This window comes from Pseudomonas sp. F8002, from assembly GCF_013385495.1.
In the GTDB taxonomy this organism is placed as follows: domain Bacteria; phylum Pseudomonadota; class Gammaproteobacteria; order Pseudomonadales; family Pseudomonadaceae; genus Aquipseudomonas.
Genome location: NZ_JACAPW010000026.1, coordinates 1 through 17340, shown reverse-complemented (window position 1 = coordinate 17340; position 17340 = coordinate 1). Strand labels below are relative to the sequence as shown.

The 17340-nt window shown below is 62.3% G+C and carries 15 protein-coding genes; 6 read left to right on the top strand and 9 right to left on the bottom strand.

What is annotated here, in order from left to right; all coding sequences use genetic code 11:
- Positions 1-178 precede the first annotated feature (178 nt).
- The 7 genes from HX811_RS20115 to HX811_RS20085 are packed head-to-tail and all read right to left on the bottom strand — an operon-like array spanning position 179 to position 6627.
- Entirely contained in the window at positions 179-1210 is a 1032-nt protein-coding gene (locus HX811_RS20115; RefSeq protein ID WP_102370242.1) for an ABC transporter substrate-binding protein, read from the bottom strand.
- 17 nt (positions 1211-1227) lie between these two features.
- Positions 1228-2331 carry an FAD-binding oxidoreductase gene (locus HX811_RS20110; RefSeq protein WP_008430551.1) on the bottom strand — a complete coding sequence of 368 codons (1104 nt, stop codon included), beginning with the start codon at positions 2329-2331 and terminating at the stop codon, positions 1228-1230.
- Complete coding sequence (locus tag HX811_RS20105; protein WP_177047068.1) at positions 2328-3671, bottom strand: NAD(P)/FAD-dependent oxidoreductase; 1344 nt, start codon at positions 3669-3671, stop codon at positions 2328-2330. The genes HX811_RS20110 and HX811_RS20105 overlap by 4 nt, the downstream gene beginning before the upstream one ends.
- Positions 3668-3958, bottom strand: a complete 291-nt coding sequence (locus HX811_RS20100) for a (2Fe-2S)-binding protein (protein ID WP_003218277.1) — start codon at positions 3956-3958, stop codon at positions 3668-3670. The genes HX811_RS20105 and HX811_RS20100 overlap by 4 nt, the downstream gene beginning before the upstream one ends.
- Entirely contained in the window at positions 3958-4752 is a 795-nt protein-coding gene (locus tag HX811_RS20095) for an ABC transporter permease (RefSeq protein WP_003218275.1), read from the bottom strand. Before HX811_RS20095 ends, HX811_RS20100 begins: the two co-directional genes overlap by 1 nt.
- Before the next feature lie 4 nt (positions 4753-4756).
- The gene (locus HX811_RS20090) at positions 4757-5602 is read right to left on the bottom strand and encodes an ABC transporter permease (protein WP_003218273.1); all 846 of its coding nucleotides are present in this window, start codon (positions 5600-5602) and stop codon (positions 4757-4759) included.
- Positions 5599-6627 carry an ABC transporter ATP-binding protein gene (locus tag HX811_RS20085; RefSeq protein WP_003218271.1) on the bottom strand — a complete coding sequence of 343 codons (1029 nt, stop codon included), beginning with the start codon at positions 6625-6627 and terminating at the stop codon, positions 5599-5601. The genes HX811_RS20090 and HX811_RS20085 overlap by 4 nt, the downstream gene beginning before the upstream one ends.
- A 241-nt stretch (positions 6628-6868) precedes the next feature.
- Here HX811_RS20085 and HX811_RS20080 point away from each other — a divergent pair, with 241 nt between their 5' ends.
- The gene (locus tag HX811_RS20080) at positions 6869-7699 is read left to right on the top strand and encodes an IclR family transcriptional regulator (RefSeq protein WP_003218269.1); all 831 of its coding nucleotides are present in this window, start codon (positions 6869-6871) and stop codon (positions 7697-7699) included.
- A gap of 118 nt (positions 7700-7817) precedes the next feature.
- Here the strand turns inward: HX811_RS20080 and HX811_RS20075 are convergent, their stop codons facing one another.
- Together HX811_RS20075 and HX811_RS20070 are read right to left on the bottom strand one after the other, a co-directional pair.
- Complete coding sequence (locus HX811_RS20075; RefSeq protein ID WP_177047066.1) at positions 7818-8516, bottom strand: response regulator; 699 nt, start codon at positions 8514-8516, stop codon at positions 7818-7820.
- Positions 8491-11877 carry an ATP-binding protein gene (locus tag HX811_RS20070; RefSeq protein ID WP_087695378.1) on the bottom strand — a complete coding sequence of 1129 codons (3387 nt, stop codon included), beginning with the start codon at positions 11875-11877 and terminating at the stop codon, positions 8491-8493. Before HX811_RS20070 ends, HX811_RS20075 begins: the two co-directional genes overlap by 26 nt.
- A 354-nt stretch (positions 11878-12231) precedes the next feature.
- Here HX811_RS20070 and urtA point away from each other — a divergent pair, with 354 nt between their 5' ends.
- The 5 genes from urtA (at position 12232) to urtE (ending at position 17180) form a co-directional block, all read left to right on the top strand.
- On the top strand, positions 12232-13440 hold the full coding sequence (urtA, locus tag HX811_RS20065) for an urea ABC transporter substrate-binding protein (RefSeq protein ID WP_003218263.1): 1209 nt from the start codon (positions 12232-12234) through the stop codon (positions 13438-13440).
- 196 nt (positions 13441-13636) lie between these two features.
- Positions 13637-14554 (top strand): urea ABC transporter permease subunit UrtB, encoded by a 918-nt coding sequence (gene urtB / locus HX811_RS20060; protein ID WP_003218261.1) that lies wholly within the window; start codon positions 13637-13639, stop codon positions 14552-14554.
- Positions 14555-14564: 10 nt separating this feature from the next.
- A complete protein-coding gene (gene urtC / locus HX811_RS20055) occupies positions 14565-15725 on the top strand; it encodes an urea ABC transporter permease subunit UrtC (RefSeq protein WP_102606298.1) in 1161 nt (386 codons plus the stop codon).
- A complete protein-coding gene (gene urtD, locus HX811_RS20050) occupies positions 15722-16480 on the top strand; it encodes an urea ABC transporter ATP-binding protein UrtD (RefSeq protein WP_003218258.1) in 759 nt (252 codons plus the stop codon). Before urtC ends, urtD begins: the two co-directional genes overlap by 4 nt.
- Positions 16481-16490: 10 nt before the next feature.
- A complete protein-coding gene (urtE, locus tag HX811_RS20045; RefSeq protein WP_102368654.1) occupies positions 16491-17180 on the top strand; it encodes an urea ABC transporter ATP-binding subunit UrtE in 690 nt (229 codons plus the stop codon).
- Positions 17181-17340 lie beyond the last annotated feature (160 nt).

The window sequence follows — 17340 nt, the reverse complement described above, 5'->3', positions numbered from 1 at the left end:
CCCATCGCGGCGGCCCACGGTCCAAAGCCGGAGTGAGGGCACACCGAGCCTAGGCGAGGTGCCGAGTGGTGGGGCAAGAGCCTTTTGGTTACTTTTGGGCTCCTTTCAAAAGTGACCCGCTGTAAGAGCGGAACCCATTTAAGCCATCACCCAAATAATGGATATTCACCCCCAAAGCCTACCGCTCAATCGACCGACTCCACCGCGCATTCCACTCGGGTCGTGCCTGGTTCACCTGATCCCAGTCAATCGAAATCGCCGTCTGCAAATAACTGTTCATCGCCTCTACCCGCGCCCGGGTTTTGTCGGTAGTCGGCGTCGTAGGATTCGAAGGAATCTGATCCCCCAGTTCCAAAGCCGGCGCCTGAGCCTCTGCGGTCAACAAAAACTGCGCCAGTTTTTGCGCCAACTCCGGCTGGTCATTCCGCGCAATCACACACTCCGCCACGTTCAACACCACCGCGCCTTCCTTCGGCTGCGCATACTCCATCGGCACACCCAACAACTGCTGCGTGGTCACCTGCGTCGGCGTCAGCGGAAAGATCGCCGCCTCATCCGTCTGCACCATCTCGGAAATCTTCGCCGAGCTGGCGATGTACTCCAGCACGTTGGGCCCGACGGTTTTCGGCCAGGCCTTGAACCCCGGCTCCACGTTGGTCTCGCTACCCCCCTGAATCCGGTTGAACATGAGGAACCCGTGCAACCCAAATGTGGACGAGGCCAACGACTGGAACACCACCTTGTCCTTGAAGCGCGGGTCGGCCAGGTCCATCCACGACGTCGGCGGCGCCCAGCCCTTTTCCTTGAACATCTTGGCGTTGTAACCCAACCCGGTCACCCCGAGCGTCACCGCAACCGCTTCTTCCTTGATCTTCGCCTTGGCCGGAATCTGGTCCAGGATCGGGTTGGGCGTGAGCTTCTCGCACAACCCCATGGAAATCGCGCGGTACATGATGCCGTCGTCGAGGAACATCACGTGCATCTGCGGGTTGTCCTTGTTGGCCTGCACCTTGGCCAGGATGTCCGACGAGGTGCCCGGCACGATCACCACCTTGACGTTATTGGCCTTTTCGAACGCGGGCAGCACCTTGTCGGCGTAGACCCGCTCCATGGTCCCGCCGTTCATGCCCAGGTACAGCGTCGGTGCGGCATGGGCCGCCGTGCTCAACAGGGCGAGGGACAGGCAAGACAGCGCAGTACGTTTGATCATGTGCATAAATCTTCCTCTCAGGCTTGGAAACGACGGATGGAAAATGCTTCGATGGGTTGCCGGCTGGCCCCCGTGCAGACGATCTCTGCCAGGGCTTCACCGACCGCAGGGCCGAGCTGGAACCCGGCGCCGGCAAAGCCGAAACCGTGGAGCAGACCGGGTTGGGTGCTGCTGTCGCCGATCACCGGTTCGTGGTCGGGCAGATAACCTTCGGTGCCGCTCCAGGTACGGATCGCCTGGGCACCCTTGAGGAACGGGTACAACTCGCCGGCATTGCGCAGAATCTCCAGCACCGCCGCCTGGCCCGGGCGGGCTTGTTGCGGGCCCAGGGCAAAGCCGCGCCCGCCACCGAGGATGCAATTGCCCCGAGCGACTTGCCGCGCATAAATCCCGCCGCCTTCCACCCCGGTGCTCACGTCCATCACCACCGGCAACGGCTCGGTCACCAGCATCGCCGGGTGCGCCGAGGTCATCGGCACCGGTTCGCCAAAGTGCGCGGCCACGGTGCCGGCCCAGGCGCCGGCGCAGTTCAGCAGCCAGGGGGCTTGCAGCTGCAGCCCATTGGCACAGCGCAACTGAAACCGCTGGCCGTCATGTTCAAGATGGGTGACTTCGGTTTGCTCCATCACCCGAGCACCGTGGCGTTGCGCTGCGCGGGCAAAGGCGGGGGAGACCAGGCGCGGATTGGCGTGGCCGTCTTCGGGGCATAACGACGCGCCGACTGCCACATCACCCACCCACGGGAACCGGGCGCGCAGTTGAGCGTGGTCGAGCATTTGCAGGCCCAGGCCAAAGCCGCGTGTAGCGTCGGCGTAAGCCTGCAGAGCCGCCAGATCGTCATGACTGCGGGCCAGTTTCAAATGCCCGGAGCGCACGTATTCGCCGTCGATGCCAATCAGCCCCGGCAAGTCGGACCATAGCTCATGGGCACGCTGCGAAAGCGGCAGTTGGTGCAATGGCCGCCCCTGGCGCCGCACGCCGCCATAGTTCACACCACTGGAGTGCGAGCCACAAAAGTCCCGCTCCAGCAGCACCACGCGCCGACCTTTTTGCGCCAGCATCAAAGCCGCCGAGGCCCCGACAATCCCGCCACCCAACACGATCACTTCACTGTCGATCATGGCTGCACCTCCACGCCAAACGGCAAGGGTTTGATCGGTGCCTGGCCACGCAGGCGGCCAACGTTTTCAATCTCGCGGCCACTGCGCTGGGCAACGATTTCCGCCGCCGCCAGCCCGCACATCCGGCCCTGGCAGCGGCCCATGCCAACCCGGCAATGGGCCTTGACCCGGTTCACTTCCCAGTGGCCTTCGTCCACCACCGCGCGTACTTCGCCGACGCTGACTTCTTCACAGCGGCACAGGATCAGTTCGTCCGGAGCTTCAGCGGCCCAGTTTTCCGGGAAGGGGAAGGCGGTTTCCAGGCCGTGGCGAAAGCGCTGGATACCTGCCAGTTGTTGTTCCAGCACGGGCCCGCGACGGTGGTCGATGGCAACACCGCTGTCTTCGAGCAAGGCCAATGCCGCTCGCTCGCCGGCCATTTGCGCCGCATCGGCGCCCATGATTCCTGCACCGTCGCCAGCCAGATACACGCCCGCGACACTGCTACGCCCGGTCGCATCTCGCTGGGGCAACCAGGCGCGGTTCAATGCATTCCAGGCAAATTCACAGCCGAGTAAATCCGCCAGTTGAGTCTCGCTGCGCAGGGCATGGGCGAAGGCCACGGCATCACAGGCGATTTCCTGCTGGTCCCAGTGGATGCCCGTCACTCGTTGCTCGCCGTTGATGTGCGACAGCGTTGCCCCTTGATGCACCGGGATGCCGTGGGCCGTGAGCCAGGCGCGGTAGTACAAACCCTTGGCCAGGGTCGCCGGCTGGCCGAGCAATGCCGGCAAGGCGCGGCATTGGGCGCTGAACGGCGCGCTGTCGAGCACCGCCACCACCTTGGCCCCGGCCTTGGCGTACTGATACGCCACCAGGTACAGCAACGGCCCGCTGCCGCAAAACGCGACGCGCTCACCGATGGCGCAGCCTTGATACTTCAGCGCGATTTGCGCCGCGCCCAGGCTGTACACACCGGGCAGCGTCCAGCCCGGCACGGGCAGGATGCGGTCGGTGGCGCCCGTGGCGACGATGATCTGCGTGTATTCGATGCTTTCGGCGTGGCCGTTGTTGAGCATGTCCAGGCGGCCATTTTCCGCATTCCACACCAGGGTTTCCGGCCGGTAGTCGATCCGGGTGGCCAGCTCATCCATGGTGCGATGCAGCGCTGTCGCCTTGCCCGCTTCAAACCCATACAGCTGCTTGGCCGAGCGCTGGAAGTTCGCCGGCTGGCGCCGATAGATCTGGCCGCCACCGCGCAGGCTCTCGTCCACCAACACCGGGGTTACGCCATGGTCCAGCAAGGTCCGGGCTGCGGTAATGCCCGCCGGGCCTGCGCCCACTATCACCACGCTCTTCATGCCTGGCGCCCCGGGTCACGGCGAATCGCCTGGCCGTCTTCCAGCAAGGTCGAACAGGCGCGCACTCGCCGACCATCCTCCAGCCGTACCCAGCAATCCTGGCAAGCTCCCATCAGGCAGAAACCGGCGCGGCGTTCGGCGCTGAAATCACTGCCCCGCAGGTGCTCGGCGCAGGTCAGTACGGCAGTCAGCAAGGTGTCCCCAAGCAGGCCCGTGGCAGGCTGTCCATCGAGGGTGAACGCCAGGCTGGGCCGCTCGGTTTCCGCCAGTCGTTTGAACAGTGCCATCAATGTTTCCCTACCAACACGCGATCCAGGCCGTAGACCCGGTCCAGCAGAATCATTGCCGCCGCCGTCAACCCGATCACCAGCGCCGACACGGCCGCCATCATCGGGTCGATGGATTCGGTGGCGTACACGTACATGCGCACCGGCAAGGTCTGGGTGGCCGGCGAGCTGACAAAGATCGACAGGGTCACTTCATCGAAACTGTTGATGAACGCCAGCAACCAGCCGCCGGCCACGCCGGGCAGAATCATCGGCAAGGTGATCTGGCGAAACAGGGTGAAGCGGCTGGCGCCGAGGGATTCGGCAGCCTGCTCGGCGCTGCGGTCAATGCCGATGGCGGCCGCCAATACCAGGCGCAATACGTAAGGCGTGATGATCACCACGTGGGCCAGCATCAACCAGGTGAAGCTGCCGTTGACGCCCATCATTGCGAACAGCCGCAGCATCGCCACCCCCAGCACCAGGTGCGGGATGATGATCGGTGAGAGGAACAGCGCACTGAAGAAGTTACGGCCGGGGAACTGGTAGCGACTGATTGCCAGCGCCGCCGGCACCGCGATCAACGTCGCCAGGGTGGCGGCAACGAACGCCAGGACCAGGCTGTTGTAGAACGCCTGGATAAAGTCCGCGCGCTCGAACACCGCATGAAACCAGCGCAGGGAGAAGCCCGAAGTGGGCAGGCTCAAGGTGTTTTCCGGGGTGAAGGCCACCAGGCACACCACCACCAGCGGCGCCATCATGAACAGCACCACCAGGCCGTGAAAGCCCAGGGCCAAAGGACCGTTTCTGGACATCGTCTTATACTCCCAGGGACTTTTTGTAGCGGCCTTCGACCATGCGGTTCCAGCTCAGCATGATCAGCAAGTTGACCAACAGCAGCACCACCGCGATGGTCGCGCCCATGGGCCAGTTGAGTTCCGAGAGGTATTGGTCGTAGACCACCGTGGCGACCATCTTCAGGCGGCGTCCGCCCAGCAGGCCGGGGATCGCGAAGGAGCTGGCAGCCAGGCCGAACACGATCAGGGTGCCGGACAGCACGCCGGGCATTACCTGCGGCAACACGATCTTGCGCATCACCGTGGCCTGGCTGGCACCCAGGGACAGCGCCGCCTGTTCCGCCGACGGGTCGAGCTTCTGCAGGGAGGTCCACACCGGGATGATCATGAACGGCAGCATCACGTGTACCAGTGCGATGATCACGGCGAACGAGGTGTACAGCAGCTTCACCGGCTTGCCGCCCAGGGCCTGGATCACCTGGTTCACCAGGCCATCGGCACCCAGCAGCAGGCTCCAGCCGAAGGCCCGCACCACCACTGAAATCAACAGCGGGGTGAGGATCAGGATCAGGAAGATCGAGCGCCATGGCGTGCCCATGCGGCTGAGGATGTAGGCCTCGGGCACGCCGATCACCACGCAGAGCAAGGTCACCAGGGCACTGATCCAGAAGGTGCGCCAGAAGATCTCGTAGAAGTACGAATCGCTGAACAGCGACAGGTAGTGGGCGAAGGTCCACTCATCGGCCTTCACCCCTACCTGATAGTCGAACACGTTGAACGACAGCACCAGTGTCAGGCCCAGGGGCAGGATCAGCAGCCCGAAAAACAACACCAGCGCCGGCAACGACAACAGGTAGCCACGGCTCATGCGCGCACCTCATCCGCGGCCAGCACCCGCAACAGGTTCGACTCCCAGTCCAGGCCCACTGCAGCGCCGCAAGCCAATGGCGCGCTGCCGTCATTGCGGCGGACCACGGTCAGCTCGCCGATCTGGGTCTTGATGCGGTACAGCCATTGGCTGCCGAAGAAGTAGCTGTCGAGGATCCTGCCTTGCAGCCGGCCGTTGCCGGCCGCCACCAGGTCGATCTTTTCCGGGCGCAGGCTCAGGGTCAGTTCGCCGTTGCCGGGCTCGAAGCGCACTTGCGGCGCGCCGAGTTGATCGAAGTCGCCCGCCAGCAGGTTGGCCTTGCCGACAAAATCCGAGATAAAGCGTGTGCGCGGGTGTTCATAGAGTTTGTACGGCGCGTCGATCTGCGTCACGCGCCCGGCCTGCATCACTACTACCCGGTCGCTGATGGACAGCGCCTCGGCCTGGTCGTGGGTGACCATCAGGGTGGTGATCCCGACTTCACACTGGATGCGACGGATCTCGAACTGCATCTCTTCGCGCAGGTTGGCGTCGAGGTTGGAGAGGGGCTCGTCCAGCAGCAACACTGGCGGCTCGATCACCAGGGCGCGGGCCAGGGCCACGCGCTGGCGCTGGCCGCCGGACAGTTCCCGCGGGTAGCGCTCGGCGTGGGGCGCCAGGCGCACCAGTTCCAGCACGGTCTTGACTCTGCTTGCGATCTCAGTGGCAGGCACCTTGCGCATCTTCAGGCCGAAGGCGACGTTGTCGCGCACGCTCATGTGGGGGAACAGCGCGTAGCTCTGGAACACCACGCCGAGGCCGCGGCTGGCGGGTTTGGCATGGGTGATGTCGCGACCGTCGAGGACGATCTGGCCACCGGTGACGTCGACGAAGCCGGCGATCATTTGCAAGGTGGTGGTCTTGCCGCAGCCCGAGGGGCCGAGCAGGGACACGAATTCGCCTTTTTCCACCGCAAGATCAGTGGCGACCACCGCGTCGACGGCGCCGTAGCGTTTGCTCAAGGCGTTGAGTTGGAGAAAAGCCATGTCTGCGTTCCACCTTTTTGAGTCGCGTCGAAACGCGCTTTTTTGTTTTGGGCAGATGCGAAAAGGGTGTTGCGGGTGCGTTGGCGCTCGATCTTGAGTCGGCTGCCGTTAGTTGTTCATTTCGCCCCTGTGGACGCAGATTAGGGCGAAAGACTAGGATGGCGGAAGATGGAATTTCACTGGATAGAGTACTTTTTTCAGTTTCATTCACTGACCAGAATTTAGTGTGAGATATCGGCTTATGGATTCCACTGAGCGGAATGAAAGTGTCAAGGAAGTCGGCGCCGGTGGCGTCTCCCGGTTGTTTGCATTACTGCGCATCCTCGGCGCGGCGCCGGACGGTGGTGAACGGGTGACGCAACTGGCGCAGCAGGTGGGGCTGTCGCAACCCACCACCCACCGACTGCTGCGCAGCCTGATGGACGAGGGCATGGTGGAGCAGGATGCGCGTAGCAAGCGCTATCGGCTGAGCCTGGAGTTCTTCGCACTGGCGGCGAATGCGGGCAACACCGGCAACCTGCGGGACCTGGTGCGGCCGAGCATGTTGCGCCTCAGTGCGTCGTTGGGGGATTCATTGTTCCTGCTGGCGCGCAGCGGGTTTGATGCGATCTGCCTGGACCGCAGTGAAGGGCCGTATCCGATCCGTACCTTTACCGGTGATATCGGCGGCCGCGTGGCGCTGGGCGTGGGGCAGGGCAGCCTGGCGATTTTGGCGTTTTTGCCGGAGGAAGAGCGCGAGACGGTGATCCGCTACAACTTGCCGCGGCTCAAGGATTTTCACCTGTACGACGAGGTGTTTTTGCGTTCGGAGGTGGAGAGTGTGCGGCGGTTGGGGTATGCGGCGCGAAACACCGGGGTGCTGGAAGGCATGGCCGGGTTGGCGGTGCCGATCCTGGATCGCAATGGGCATGCGGTGGCGGCGTTGAGTGTGGCGACCATCAGCGACCGCCTGGGGCCGGGGCGGTTGCCGACGGTGGTGGAGTTGTTGAAGCGCGAGGCGGCGGCGATCGGGCCGAAGATCAACCCGTTTGATCCGACGTTGCGCCGGCCTTCGCAGATCTTCGGTGGGTAGGTAATACCAGTAACGACACAGATCAAATGTGGGAGCGGGCTTGCTCGCGAATGCGGTGTATCAGTAAAAAATTTGGTGACTGACACACCGCATTCGCGAGCAAGCCCGCTCCCACATTTTAGATCGTGGCCATCTGTGGGATCCGGATTGGACTCATCGCCGCCATCGCCACCGAAGTCGCCGCCGTGCGCGTCTCCACTCCCAGCTTCACATACACATGCTCCAGATGCTTGTTCACCGTCCTCGGACTCAACCCAAGAATGTCGCCAATATCCCGATTGGTCTTGCCACACGCCACCCAACGCAGCACTTCCACCTCCCGCTCCGTCAACTGAAACCGCGCCGACAATAGCTTGTGCGCCGGCTCATCCTCCAGGGTGATCACGCTCGGCTGTGTCGCCGCACGCGCCGACAGCAAAATCCGCGACGTACGCAAATGCGCCGCCACCCGCGCCAGCACTTCATCGGTCTGGATCGGCTTGGTCACGTAATCGCTGCCGCCCACCTCGAACCCCTGCACCACATGCTTGCTGTCGGTCAGCCCAGTCATGAACACCACCGGAATATCCGCGCTGGCCGGTTGTGCCTTGAGCCGGCGGCAGGTTTCAAAGCCGTCCAGCCCGGGCATCACCGCGTCCAGCAGGATCAAATCCGGGCGCCGGCGTTGCACGCGGTTCAGCGCGCTGAGGCCGTCCAGCGCCACCAGCACCATGTAGCCGGCGTCGTCCAGGGCGTCGGAGAGCATGGCCAGGTTGTCCGGGGTGTCGTCGACAATCAGCACCACGCCGGGCTCAGCGCTGTGGGTCAAGGCATTCATCTTCGGCCTCCTTCAGGATTCGGTTGAGTTCTTCCAGGCGAAAGCTTTTCAGCAAGGCCCGGAGCTTATTGATGAACGGTGCGGTACCTGGGCTGTCCAGCACGATGGCGTCGAGCTTTTCATGCAAACCACGCACATAGCCAATGGCGCTCAGTTCGGCGAGCACCGCGAGTTCTTCTGCGCTGGGTAGCGCGCCTTGGGTCGCGACCGGCGCGGCGAGCGGTGTGCGACGGCGCAGCCATTGCAAGTCCAGGTGCAGTTGCAGGCGTCCGAGCAGTTCAGGGGTACGCACCGGCTTGGCCAGGTAGTCGTTGCAGGCGCCGGCGATGCTGCGTTCGCGGTCGTCAGTGAAGGCGTTGGCGGAGATGATGATAATCGGCGCGGCAGACAGCGCATTACGCCGGATCATCCGGCTGGTGGCCCAGCCGTCCATGGTCGGCATCGACAGGTCCATCAGGATCAGGTCCGGCGACAGCAGCGCCACCTGGCGGATCGCCTCCTGGCCGTTGCTGGCCTGGGACACCTCGAAGCCCAGGGGCGTGAGCATGCCGCTGAGCACCTTGCGATGGTCCACGTGGTCATCCACCACCAGGATGCGCCGTCGTTCGCCGTGGTAGCCGATGATGTCGTGCTCCACATGCACCACGGCTTGCGGCACGCGGACCTGGGACAGGAACAGCCGTACCTGGAAGCAGGTGCCCTTGTCCAGCTCGCTGACCACCCGCAATTCGCCGCCCATCAACGAGGTCAGCATGCGTGTGATGGTCAGGCCCAGACCCACGCCCTTGTCCTGGCGCATCAGGTCGCCGCGTTCGAACGGCTGGAAAATCCGCTCGATCTGTTCGGGGTCAATCCCGATGCCGGTGTCGATGATTTCGAAGTTGGCGGTCTCGCGCATGTAGCTGACCCGCAGGCGCACCTCGCCGCTGTCGGTAAAGTTGATCGCGTTGCCCAGCAGGTTGATCAGGATCTGCCGCACGCGTTTTTCATCGCCGCGCACTACGGCGGGGATCTTGCCCACGCAGTCCAGGCGAAAGCGCAGGCCCTTGTCTTCGGCCTGGGGGGTGAACATCTGCTCCAGGTCGTGGATCAGTTCCGGGAAGGGGATTTCGGTGAGCTCCAGGCGCAGCTTGCCGGCCTCGATCTTCGCCACGTCCAGCAGGCCGTCGATCAGCGACAGCAGGTGCGAGCCGCTGCGCAGGATGGTCGCCAGGGCGTCCTGATGCTGTTCGGGCATGGCACTGTCGCGCTGCAGGATCTGGGTGAAGCCAAGGATGCTGTTGAGCGGCGTGCGCAGCTCGTGGGACAGCCCGGTGACGTAGCGACTCTTGGCCGCGTTCGCTGCTTCCGAGGCTTCCTTGGCCTGTTGCAGGGCCTGGTCGGTGAGGCTGTGGGCGGCGATCTCCTGCATCAGCAGCGAGGTTTGCCGGTCGGACTCTTCCTGGGCCACCCGCCGGCTTTCGCGGGTGAGTACTACCCACCAGGCGAGTACGGCGGCCAGCACCGAGAGCGTGAGGAACGCCTTGAAAAACGCCTGGTACAAGGTTTGCGAATGGGGCAAACCCTGGGCCGCCTGCATGTAGATCAGCGCCAGGGCCCCGGCGAGCATCAGTACCAGCGCCATCAACAATCCGAGGTAATGCGCCAGCCGCGTATGCAGGCGCGGTACCAGCGTGGTCGGCAGCAACCAGCGCAGCACCCCTTCGAACTGGCTGGCCAGGCGCGCGTGGGGTTTGCAACGGTCGCCGCAACGCGCATCCAGTGAGCAACAGAGCGAGCAGATCGGCGTGCTGTAGGCCGGGCAGAACGCCATGTCGGCGGTCTCGAACGGGTTGCTGCACAGCCCGCAGATCACCAGGCCGGTGCCGGGTTGCGGGTGTATCAATTGCGCCTCGCTGCTGCGCGCAATGTAGTAGCGGCCCTTGGTCAGCCACGCCAATAGCGGCGCCATGATTAACGCGGTGCCCAGCGCGACAAACGGTGGCGCAGCCTGGGCCAGGGCGCCGAACAGGCCGAAGTGGGCGAGAATCGACAGCAGCGAGGCAATCAGCATCGAGCCGACGCCCACCGGGTTGATGTCGTAGAGGTGCGCACGCTTGAATTCGATGTGTTTGGGCGACAGGCCCAGGGGCTTGTTGATTACCAGGTCCGCTACCAGTGTGCCGATCCAGGCAATCGCGATATTCGCGTAGAGCCCCAGCACCTGCTCGATCACATCGAACACGCCGAGCTCCATCAGCATCAGCGCAATGGCGACGTTGAACACCAGCCACACCACGCGGCCGGGGTGGCTGTGGGTCACGCGGGCAAAGAAGTTCGACCAGGCCAGGGAGCCGGCGTAGGCGTTGGTCAGGTTGATCTTCATCTGCGAGATGAACACGAACAGCACCATCGCCCCCAGCGCCCATTCGGGAGAGGAGAACACATAGCCGAACGCGACGAGGTACATCTGGGTTGGCTCGGCGGCGCGCTCCATGGGGATTTCATGTTGCAGGGCGAGGAACGCCAGGAACGCCCCGGCGAACATTTTCAACGCCCCCGGCACGATCCAGCCGGGCCCGGCGCATAACAGCGCGGCCCACCAGCGCTTGCGGTTGGCGCTGGTTTTTTCCGGAAGGAAGCGCAGGTAGTCCACCTGTTCGCCGATCTGCGTGACCAGCGACAGCGCCACGGTGCAGGCGGCGCAGAACGACAGCAGATTGAAGTCGCCACCGTCGCTGCTGCGGCCGACAAAGCTGGTCCAGTCGCTGAAGGCCTCGGGGTTCTTCCACAACACGAAGCCATAGGGCAGCACCAGCAGCACCAGCCACAACGGTTGCGTCCACAGTTGCAGGCGGCTGATCAGCGTTACGCCGTAGGCCACCAGCGGGATCACCAGCAGTGAACAGATGACATAGGCGATGGCCAGCGGGATATGGAAATACAACTCCAGGGCCAGGGCCATGATCGCCGCTTCCAGGGCGAAGAACAGGAAGGTGAAGCTGGCGTAGATCAGCGAGGTGATGGTGGAGCCGATGTAACCGAAGCCCGCGCCGCGGGTCAGCAGGTCCATGTCTACGCCATAGCGGGCGGCGTAGTAGCTGATGGGCAGGCCGGTGAGAAAGATCACCAGGCTGATGGCGAGGATCGCCCAGAAGGTGTTGGTAAAGCCGTAGCTCAAGGCCAATACGCCGCCGATGGCCTCCAGCGCCAGGAACGACACCGCGCCCAAGGCGGTGTTGGCGATGCGCAGTTCCGACCATTTGCGGAAGGACTTCGGGGTGTAGCGCAGGGCGTAGTCTTCCATGGTCTCGTCGGCGACCCAGGAGTTGTAGTCGCGGCGGATCTTGACGATGCGCTGGGTGCCGGGGAGGGGGTGCACGGTGGGGAACTCCTGCAAGGATGGGGAGATGGCAGCAATATTCGTGCCCCAGTCCTGCGGGGTGCGCTCTTCGTGGCGAGGGAGCTTGCTCCCGTTGGACTGCGAAGCAGGCCCAGCAAGACCACTTCATTTTTCCAGACAGAACCGGGTCGCCGGTTTTGGGGCCGCTGCGCAGCCCAACGGGAGCAAGCTCCCTCGCCACAGGGGTTTCCTTTCCCAAGGCGGGCGGGATCCTGCTCGAAAATGGTGCGCAACGGCATACGTCAAATGACGTACCCCGTTACGTCAGGCTGCGTATACCCGCCGTGGCCACCTGCCGCCATGCTGAACCCCTCATTGCAGAGGAGTCGCCCCATGGAATCACGATTGATCCGCTCCAAACCGTTGTTGGCTTTATCACTGCTGGCGGCGAGTCTGTTCAGCCATGGCGTCATGGCCGACAACGAAGGCCTGGCGGTGACGCCGACCGAAGTTACCGTCGGTCAGTTGCACTCGGCCACCGGCACCATGGCGATTTCCGAAACCGGTTCGATCCAGGCCGAACGCCTGGCCATCGAGCAGATCAACGCCTCGGGCGGGATCCTCGGGCGGCAGATCAAGGTGATCCAGGAAGACGGCGCGTCCGACTGGCCGACCTTCGCCGAAAAGGCCAAGAAACTGCTGGTGAACGACAAGGTGGCGGCAGTGTTCGGCTGCTGGACCTCCGCTTCACGTAAAGCCGTATTGCCGATCTTCGAGAAAGAAAACGGCCTGCTCTACTACCCGACATTCTATGAAGGCCTGGAACAGTCGAAAAACGTGATCTACACCGGCCAGGAAGCGACCCAGCAAATCCTTGCCAGCCTCGACTGGATCGCGAAGACCAAGGGCGCCAAAACCTTCTACCTGGTGGGCTCGGACTACATCTGGCCGCGCACCTCGATGAAGATCGCGCGCAAGCACATTGAAAACGTGCTGCACGGCACCGTGGTCGGCGAAGACTACTACCCGCTGGGCAATACCCAGTTCGGTTCGCTGATCAACAAGGTCAAGCTGAAAAAGCCTGACGTGGTGTTTGCCGCCGTGGTGGGCGGCTCCAACGTGGCCTTCTACAAACAGCTCAACGCAGCGGGTGTGAACGCGTCCAAGCAAACCCTGTTGACCCTGTCGGTGACCGAAGACGAACTGCTAGGCATCGGCGGCGAAAACATGGCTGGCTTCTATGCCTCGATGAAGTACTTCCAGAGCCTCGACAACCCGAACAACAAAGCCTTCGTGGAAGCGTTCAAGGCCAAGTACGGCAAGGATGCAGTGATCGGTGATGTGACCCAGGCGGCCTACCTCGGCCCCTGGTTGTGGAAAGCGGCGGTGGAGAAGGCCGGCAGTTTCGACGTGGATAAAGTCGTCGCCGCATCGCCTGGCATCGAGTTGAAAAACGCGCCGGAAGGCTATGTGAAGATCCACGAAAACCATCACCTGTGGAGCAAGTCGCGCATTGGTGAAGTGCAGCCAAACGGGCAGTTCAAGGTGATCTACGAGTCGGATCTGATCGAGCCGAATCCGTTTCCGAAAGGCTATCAATAACCTCGGGTCTGGCGCTGATCTGAATGTGGGAACTGGTTTTGTGTGGGAGCGGGCTTGCTCGCGAAAGCGGTGAATCAGTGAGTGCATCCGGTACTGACACACCGTATTCGCGAGCAAGCCCGCTCCCACACAAGCCAGCTCCCACATAAAGCAGAAGCAGATTGCATTTCAACCTCCCGCTCAGGAGACCATCATCATGGAATGGCTATCGGAATTTGGAGCCATCGCGGCGATGCAGGGGTTCAACGGCTTGTCCGTGTTCTGCGTGCTGTTGCTGATGGCATTGGGACTGGCAATCATCTTCGGCCAGATGGGCGTGATCAACATGGCCCACGGTGAGTTCCTGACCATTGGCGCCTACACCACCTACGTCTGTTCCAGCCTTACCGCGCATTTCGCGCCAGGCTTTCAGCCGTACTACTTTTTCGTTGCCATTGCCCTCTCATTCCTCGTCGCCGGCGCCGTGGGCTGGCTGGTGGAATGGGCGATGATCAGCCGCTTGTACAAGCGGCCCCTGGACACTTTGCTCGCCACCTGGGGTTTGTCCCTGGTGATGCAGCAAACCTTCCGCTCGGTGTTCGGCGCCCGTGAAGTGAGTGCCGAACCGCCGGCCTGGCTGATGGGTTCGGTGAACCTCAGCGACGCCATCGAGATCCCGCGCAACGGCCTGTTCATGATGGGCCTGACCGTGCTGCTGACCGGGGCGATCTTCGTCATGCTCTACCGTTCGCGCTGGGGCTTGCAGGTGCGCGCCACCGTGCAGAACCGCTTGATGAGCCGGGCGGTGGGCATCAACACGCGCAAGGTCGACCGCATGACCTTCGCCCTCGGCTGCGGCGTGGCGGGCGTGGCCGGTGCGGCGTTCACCACCATCGGCTCCACCGGGCCGACCGCCGGTTCGCAGTACATCGTCGACACCTTCCTGGTCGTCGTATTCGGCGGCGCGCAAAGCCTGTTCGGCACCATTGCCTCGGCGTTCGTGATTGCCCAGACCCAATCGCTGTCGGAGTTTTTCCTCAGTGGCTCGATGGCCAAGGTGCTGACGCTGTCGTCGGTGATCCTGATCCTGATGCTGCGCCCGCAAGGGTTGTTCTCCATCAAAGTGCGCAAGTAGAGGCGAACCGATGAAGGCTCTAGACAAACTGCTGGGCGGCCAGCAAAACCTGATCGGCATCGTGCTGTTGGCGCTGTTGATCCTCGTGGTGTTCCCGCTGACCCTGGACGCCTTCCGGCTGAACATGGTCGGCAAGTACCTGACCTACGCGTTCGTCGCGGTGGGCCTGGTGCTGTGCTGGGGCTATGGCGGGATTCTCAGCCTCGGGCAGGGGGTGTTTTTCGGCGTCGGCGGCTACTGCATGGCGATGTTCCTGAAGCTTGAGGCCTCGGACCCGATCAGCACCAAGATCCAGTCCACCCCGGGCATCCCGGACTTCATGGACTGGAACCAGATCACCGAATTGCCGTGGCTCTGGCAGCCGTTCCACAGCTTCACCTTCACCCTGTTCGCGGTGATTGCGGTGCCGGTGCTGCTGGCGTTCATCATCGGCATGGCGCTGTTCAAGCGGCGGGTGGGCGATGTGTATTTCTCCATCGTCACCCAGGCGATTGCGCTGATCCTCACGGTGCTGATCGTCGGCCAGCAAGGCCTTACCGGTGGTGTCAATGGCATTACTGACCTCAAGACCCTGCTGGGCTGGGACCTGCGCGGTGACGGCGCGAAGATGATCCTGTATTTCATCAACGCCGGGCTGTTGTTTGGCTGCATTTTCATTGGCCGTTTCATCCTCGCCTCGAAACTGGGCCGGCTGTTGATGGCCATGCGCGACAAGGAAGAGCGGGTACGGTTTTCCGGGTATGACGTGGCCAGCTTCAAGATTTTCGTGTTCTGCGTGGCGGCGGCGTTCTCGGCGATTGGCGGGGCGATGTTTGCCTTGCAGGTGGGCTTTATGTCGCCGTCGTTCGTGGGCATCGTGCCGTCCATCGAGATGGTGATCTTTGCCGCGGTGGGCGGGCGCATGTCGTTGCTGGGCGCGGTGTATGGCGCGTTGCTGGTGAACTATGGCAAGACCTACTTTTCCGAATCCTTCCCCGAGCTTTGGCTGTACCTGATGGGCGGGTTGTTTATCGCCGTGGTCATGTACTTCCCCAACGGCCTGGCGGGGTTGTGGGACAGCCATGGTCGCCAGGCCCTGGCCCGAGTGTTGCGGCGCAAGCCGGTGATCAAGGCCGAACCGGCGAAGATCAAGCCCAAGGCTGAAGCCAAGATCCTGGAGACACAGCCATGACCGCCGTTGGTTTTGAAATGAAGAAACCGGTGTTGGCTATCGAAGGCCTCACCGTGTCATTCGATGGCTTCAAGGCTGTCGACAACCTCAACCTGTATATCGACCGCAATGAAGTGCGGGTGGTGATCGGGCCCAACGGCGCCGGCAAAACCACGGTGCTGGATTTGATCTGCGGCAAGACCCGCGCCACCAGTGGCAGCATCCAGTTCGACGGCCAGGAATTGACCAAAATGCGCGAATACAACATCGTGCGCGCCGGGGTAGGGCGCAAGTTCCAGAACCCATCGATCTACGAAAACCTCACGGTGTTTGAAAACCTCGAGATGTCGTATCCGGCCGGGCGCAAGGTGTGGGGCGCGCTGTTTTTCAAGCGTAATGCCCAGGTGATTGCGCGGGTCGAGGAGGTGGCGCGGGAAATCTTCCTCGGCGACTTGTTGCAGCAGCAGGCGGACCTGCTGTCCCACGGGCAAAAGCAGTGGCTGGAGATTGGCATGCTGCTGATGCAAGACCCTGAATTGCTGATGCTCGACGAGCCGGTGGCCGGGATGAGCGTCAACGAGCGGGCGCAAACGGCCGAGTTGCTCAAGCGCATCAGCCAGGGGCGCTCGGTGTTGGTGATCGAGCACGACATGGAGTTCGTCAAGAGCATTGCCCACAAGGTCACGGTTTTGCATCAGGGCAAGGTGCTGGCCGAGGGCAGCATGGAGTCGGTGCAGAGCAATCCGAAAGTCATTGAAGTGTATTTGGGCCACTGAGGAGTCGGGCATGTTCAAGATCGACAAACTGTCGTGTGGGTACGGGCAGAGCCAGATTCTTCACGACCTGGAGCTGGATGTGGCGAAGCGTGAGATCGTCGCGGTGATGGGGCGCAACGGGATGGGCAAGACCACGTTGTTCAAGAGCCTGATGGGTATTTTGCCGCAGTGGCAGGGGCAGGTCAGTGTGGATGGGCATGATGTGTCTGCGCTTGAAACCCATGAGCGGGTGAAGCGGGGGATTGCCTATGTGCCGCAGGGGCGGATGATTTTTCCCAGCATGAGTGTGTTGGAGAATATTCAGACTGGGTTGCCGGCGGCGGCCCGGGGCAGGGTGCCTGAGGATTTGTATGCGCTGTTTCCGGTGCTGTATGACATGCGTTCGCGCAAGGGTGGGAATTTGTCTGGGGGGCAGCAACAGCAGTTGGCGATTGCCCGGGCGTTGGCGACGAATCCCAAGGTGTTGTTGCTCGATGAGCCGACTGAGGGGATTCAGCCTTCGATCATCAAGGACATTGCTCGTACGCTTAAGGAGATTCGCAATTTGCGGGATTTGACGATTGTTGTTTCTGAGCAGGTGTTGTCGTTTACTTTGGAAATTGCTGATCGGTTTTTGGTGATTGAGAAGGGGAGGTTTGTGATTGAGGAAACTCGGGATCGGGTGGATGAGGCGACTATCAGTCGGTACTTGTCGGTTTGACCTGGCTGGGTACATATCCGTTATTTGGGTAACGGCGGCTTATGGTTTCGCTCTTACAGCGAGTCACTTTGCAAAAGCGGCAAAGTAACCAAAGCGCTCTGCCCCGCCTGTCGGCGCCTCGCCTAGGCTCGGTGTTCCCTCACTCCGGCACCACGAAGCG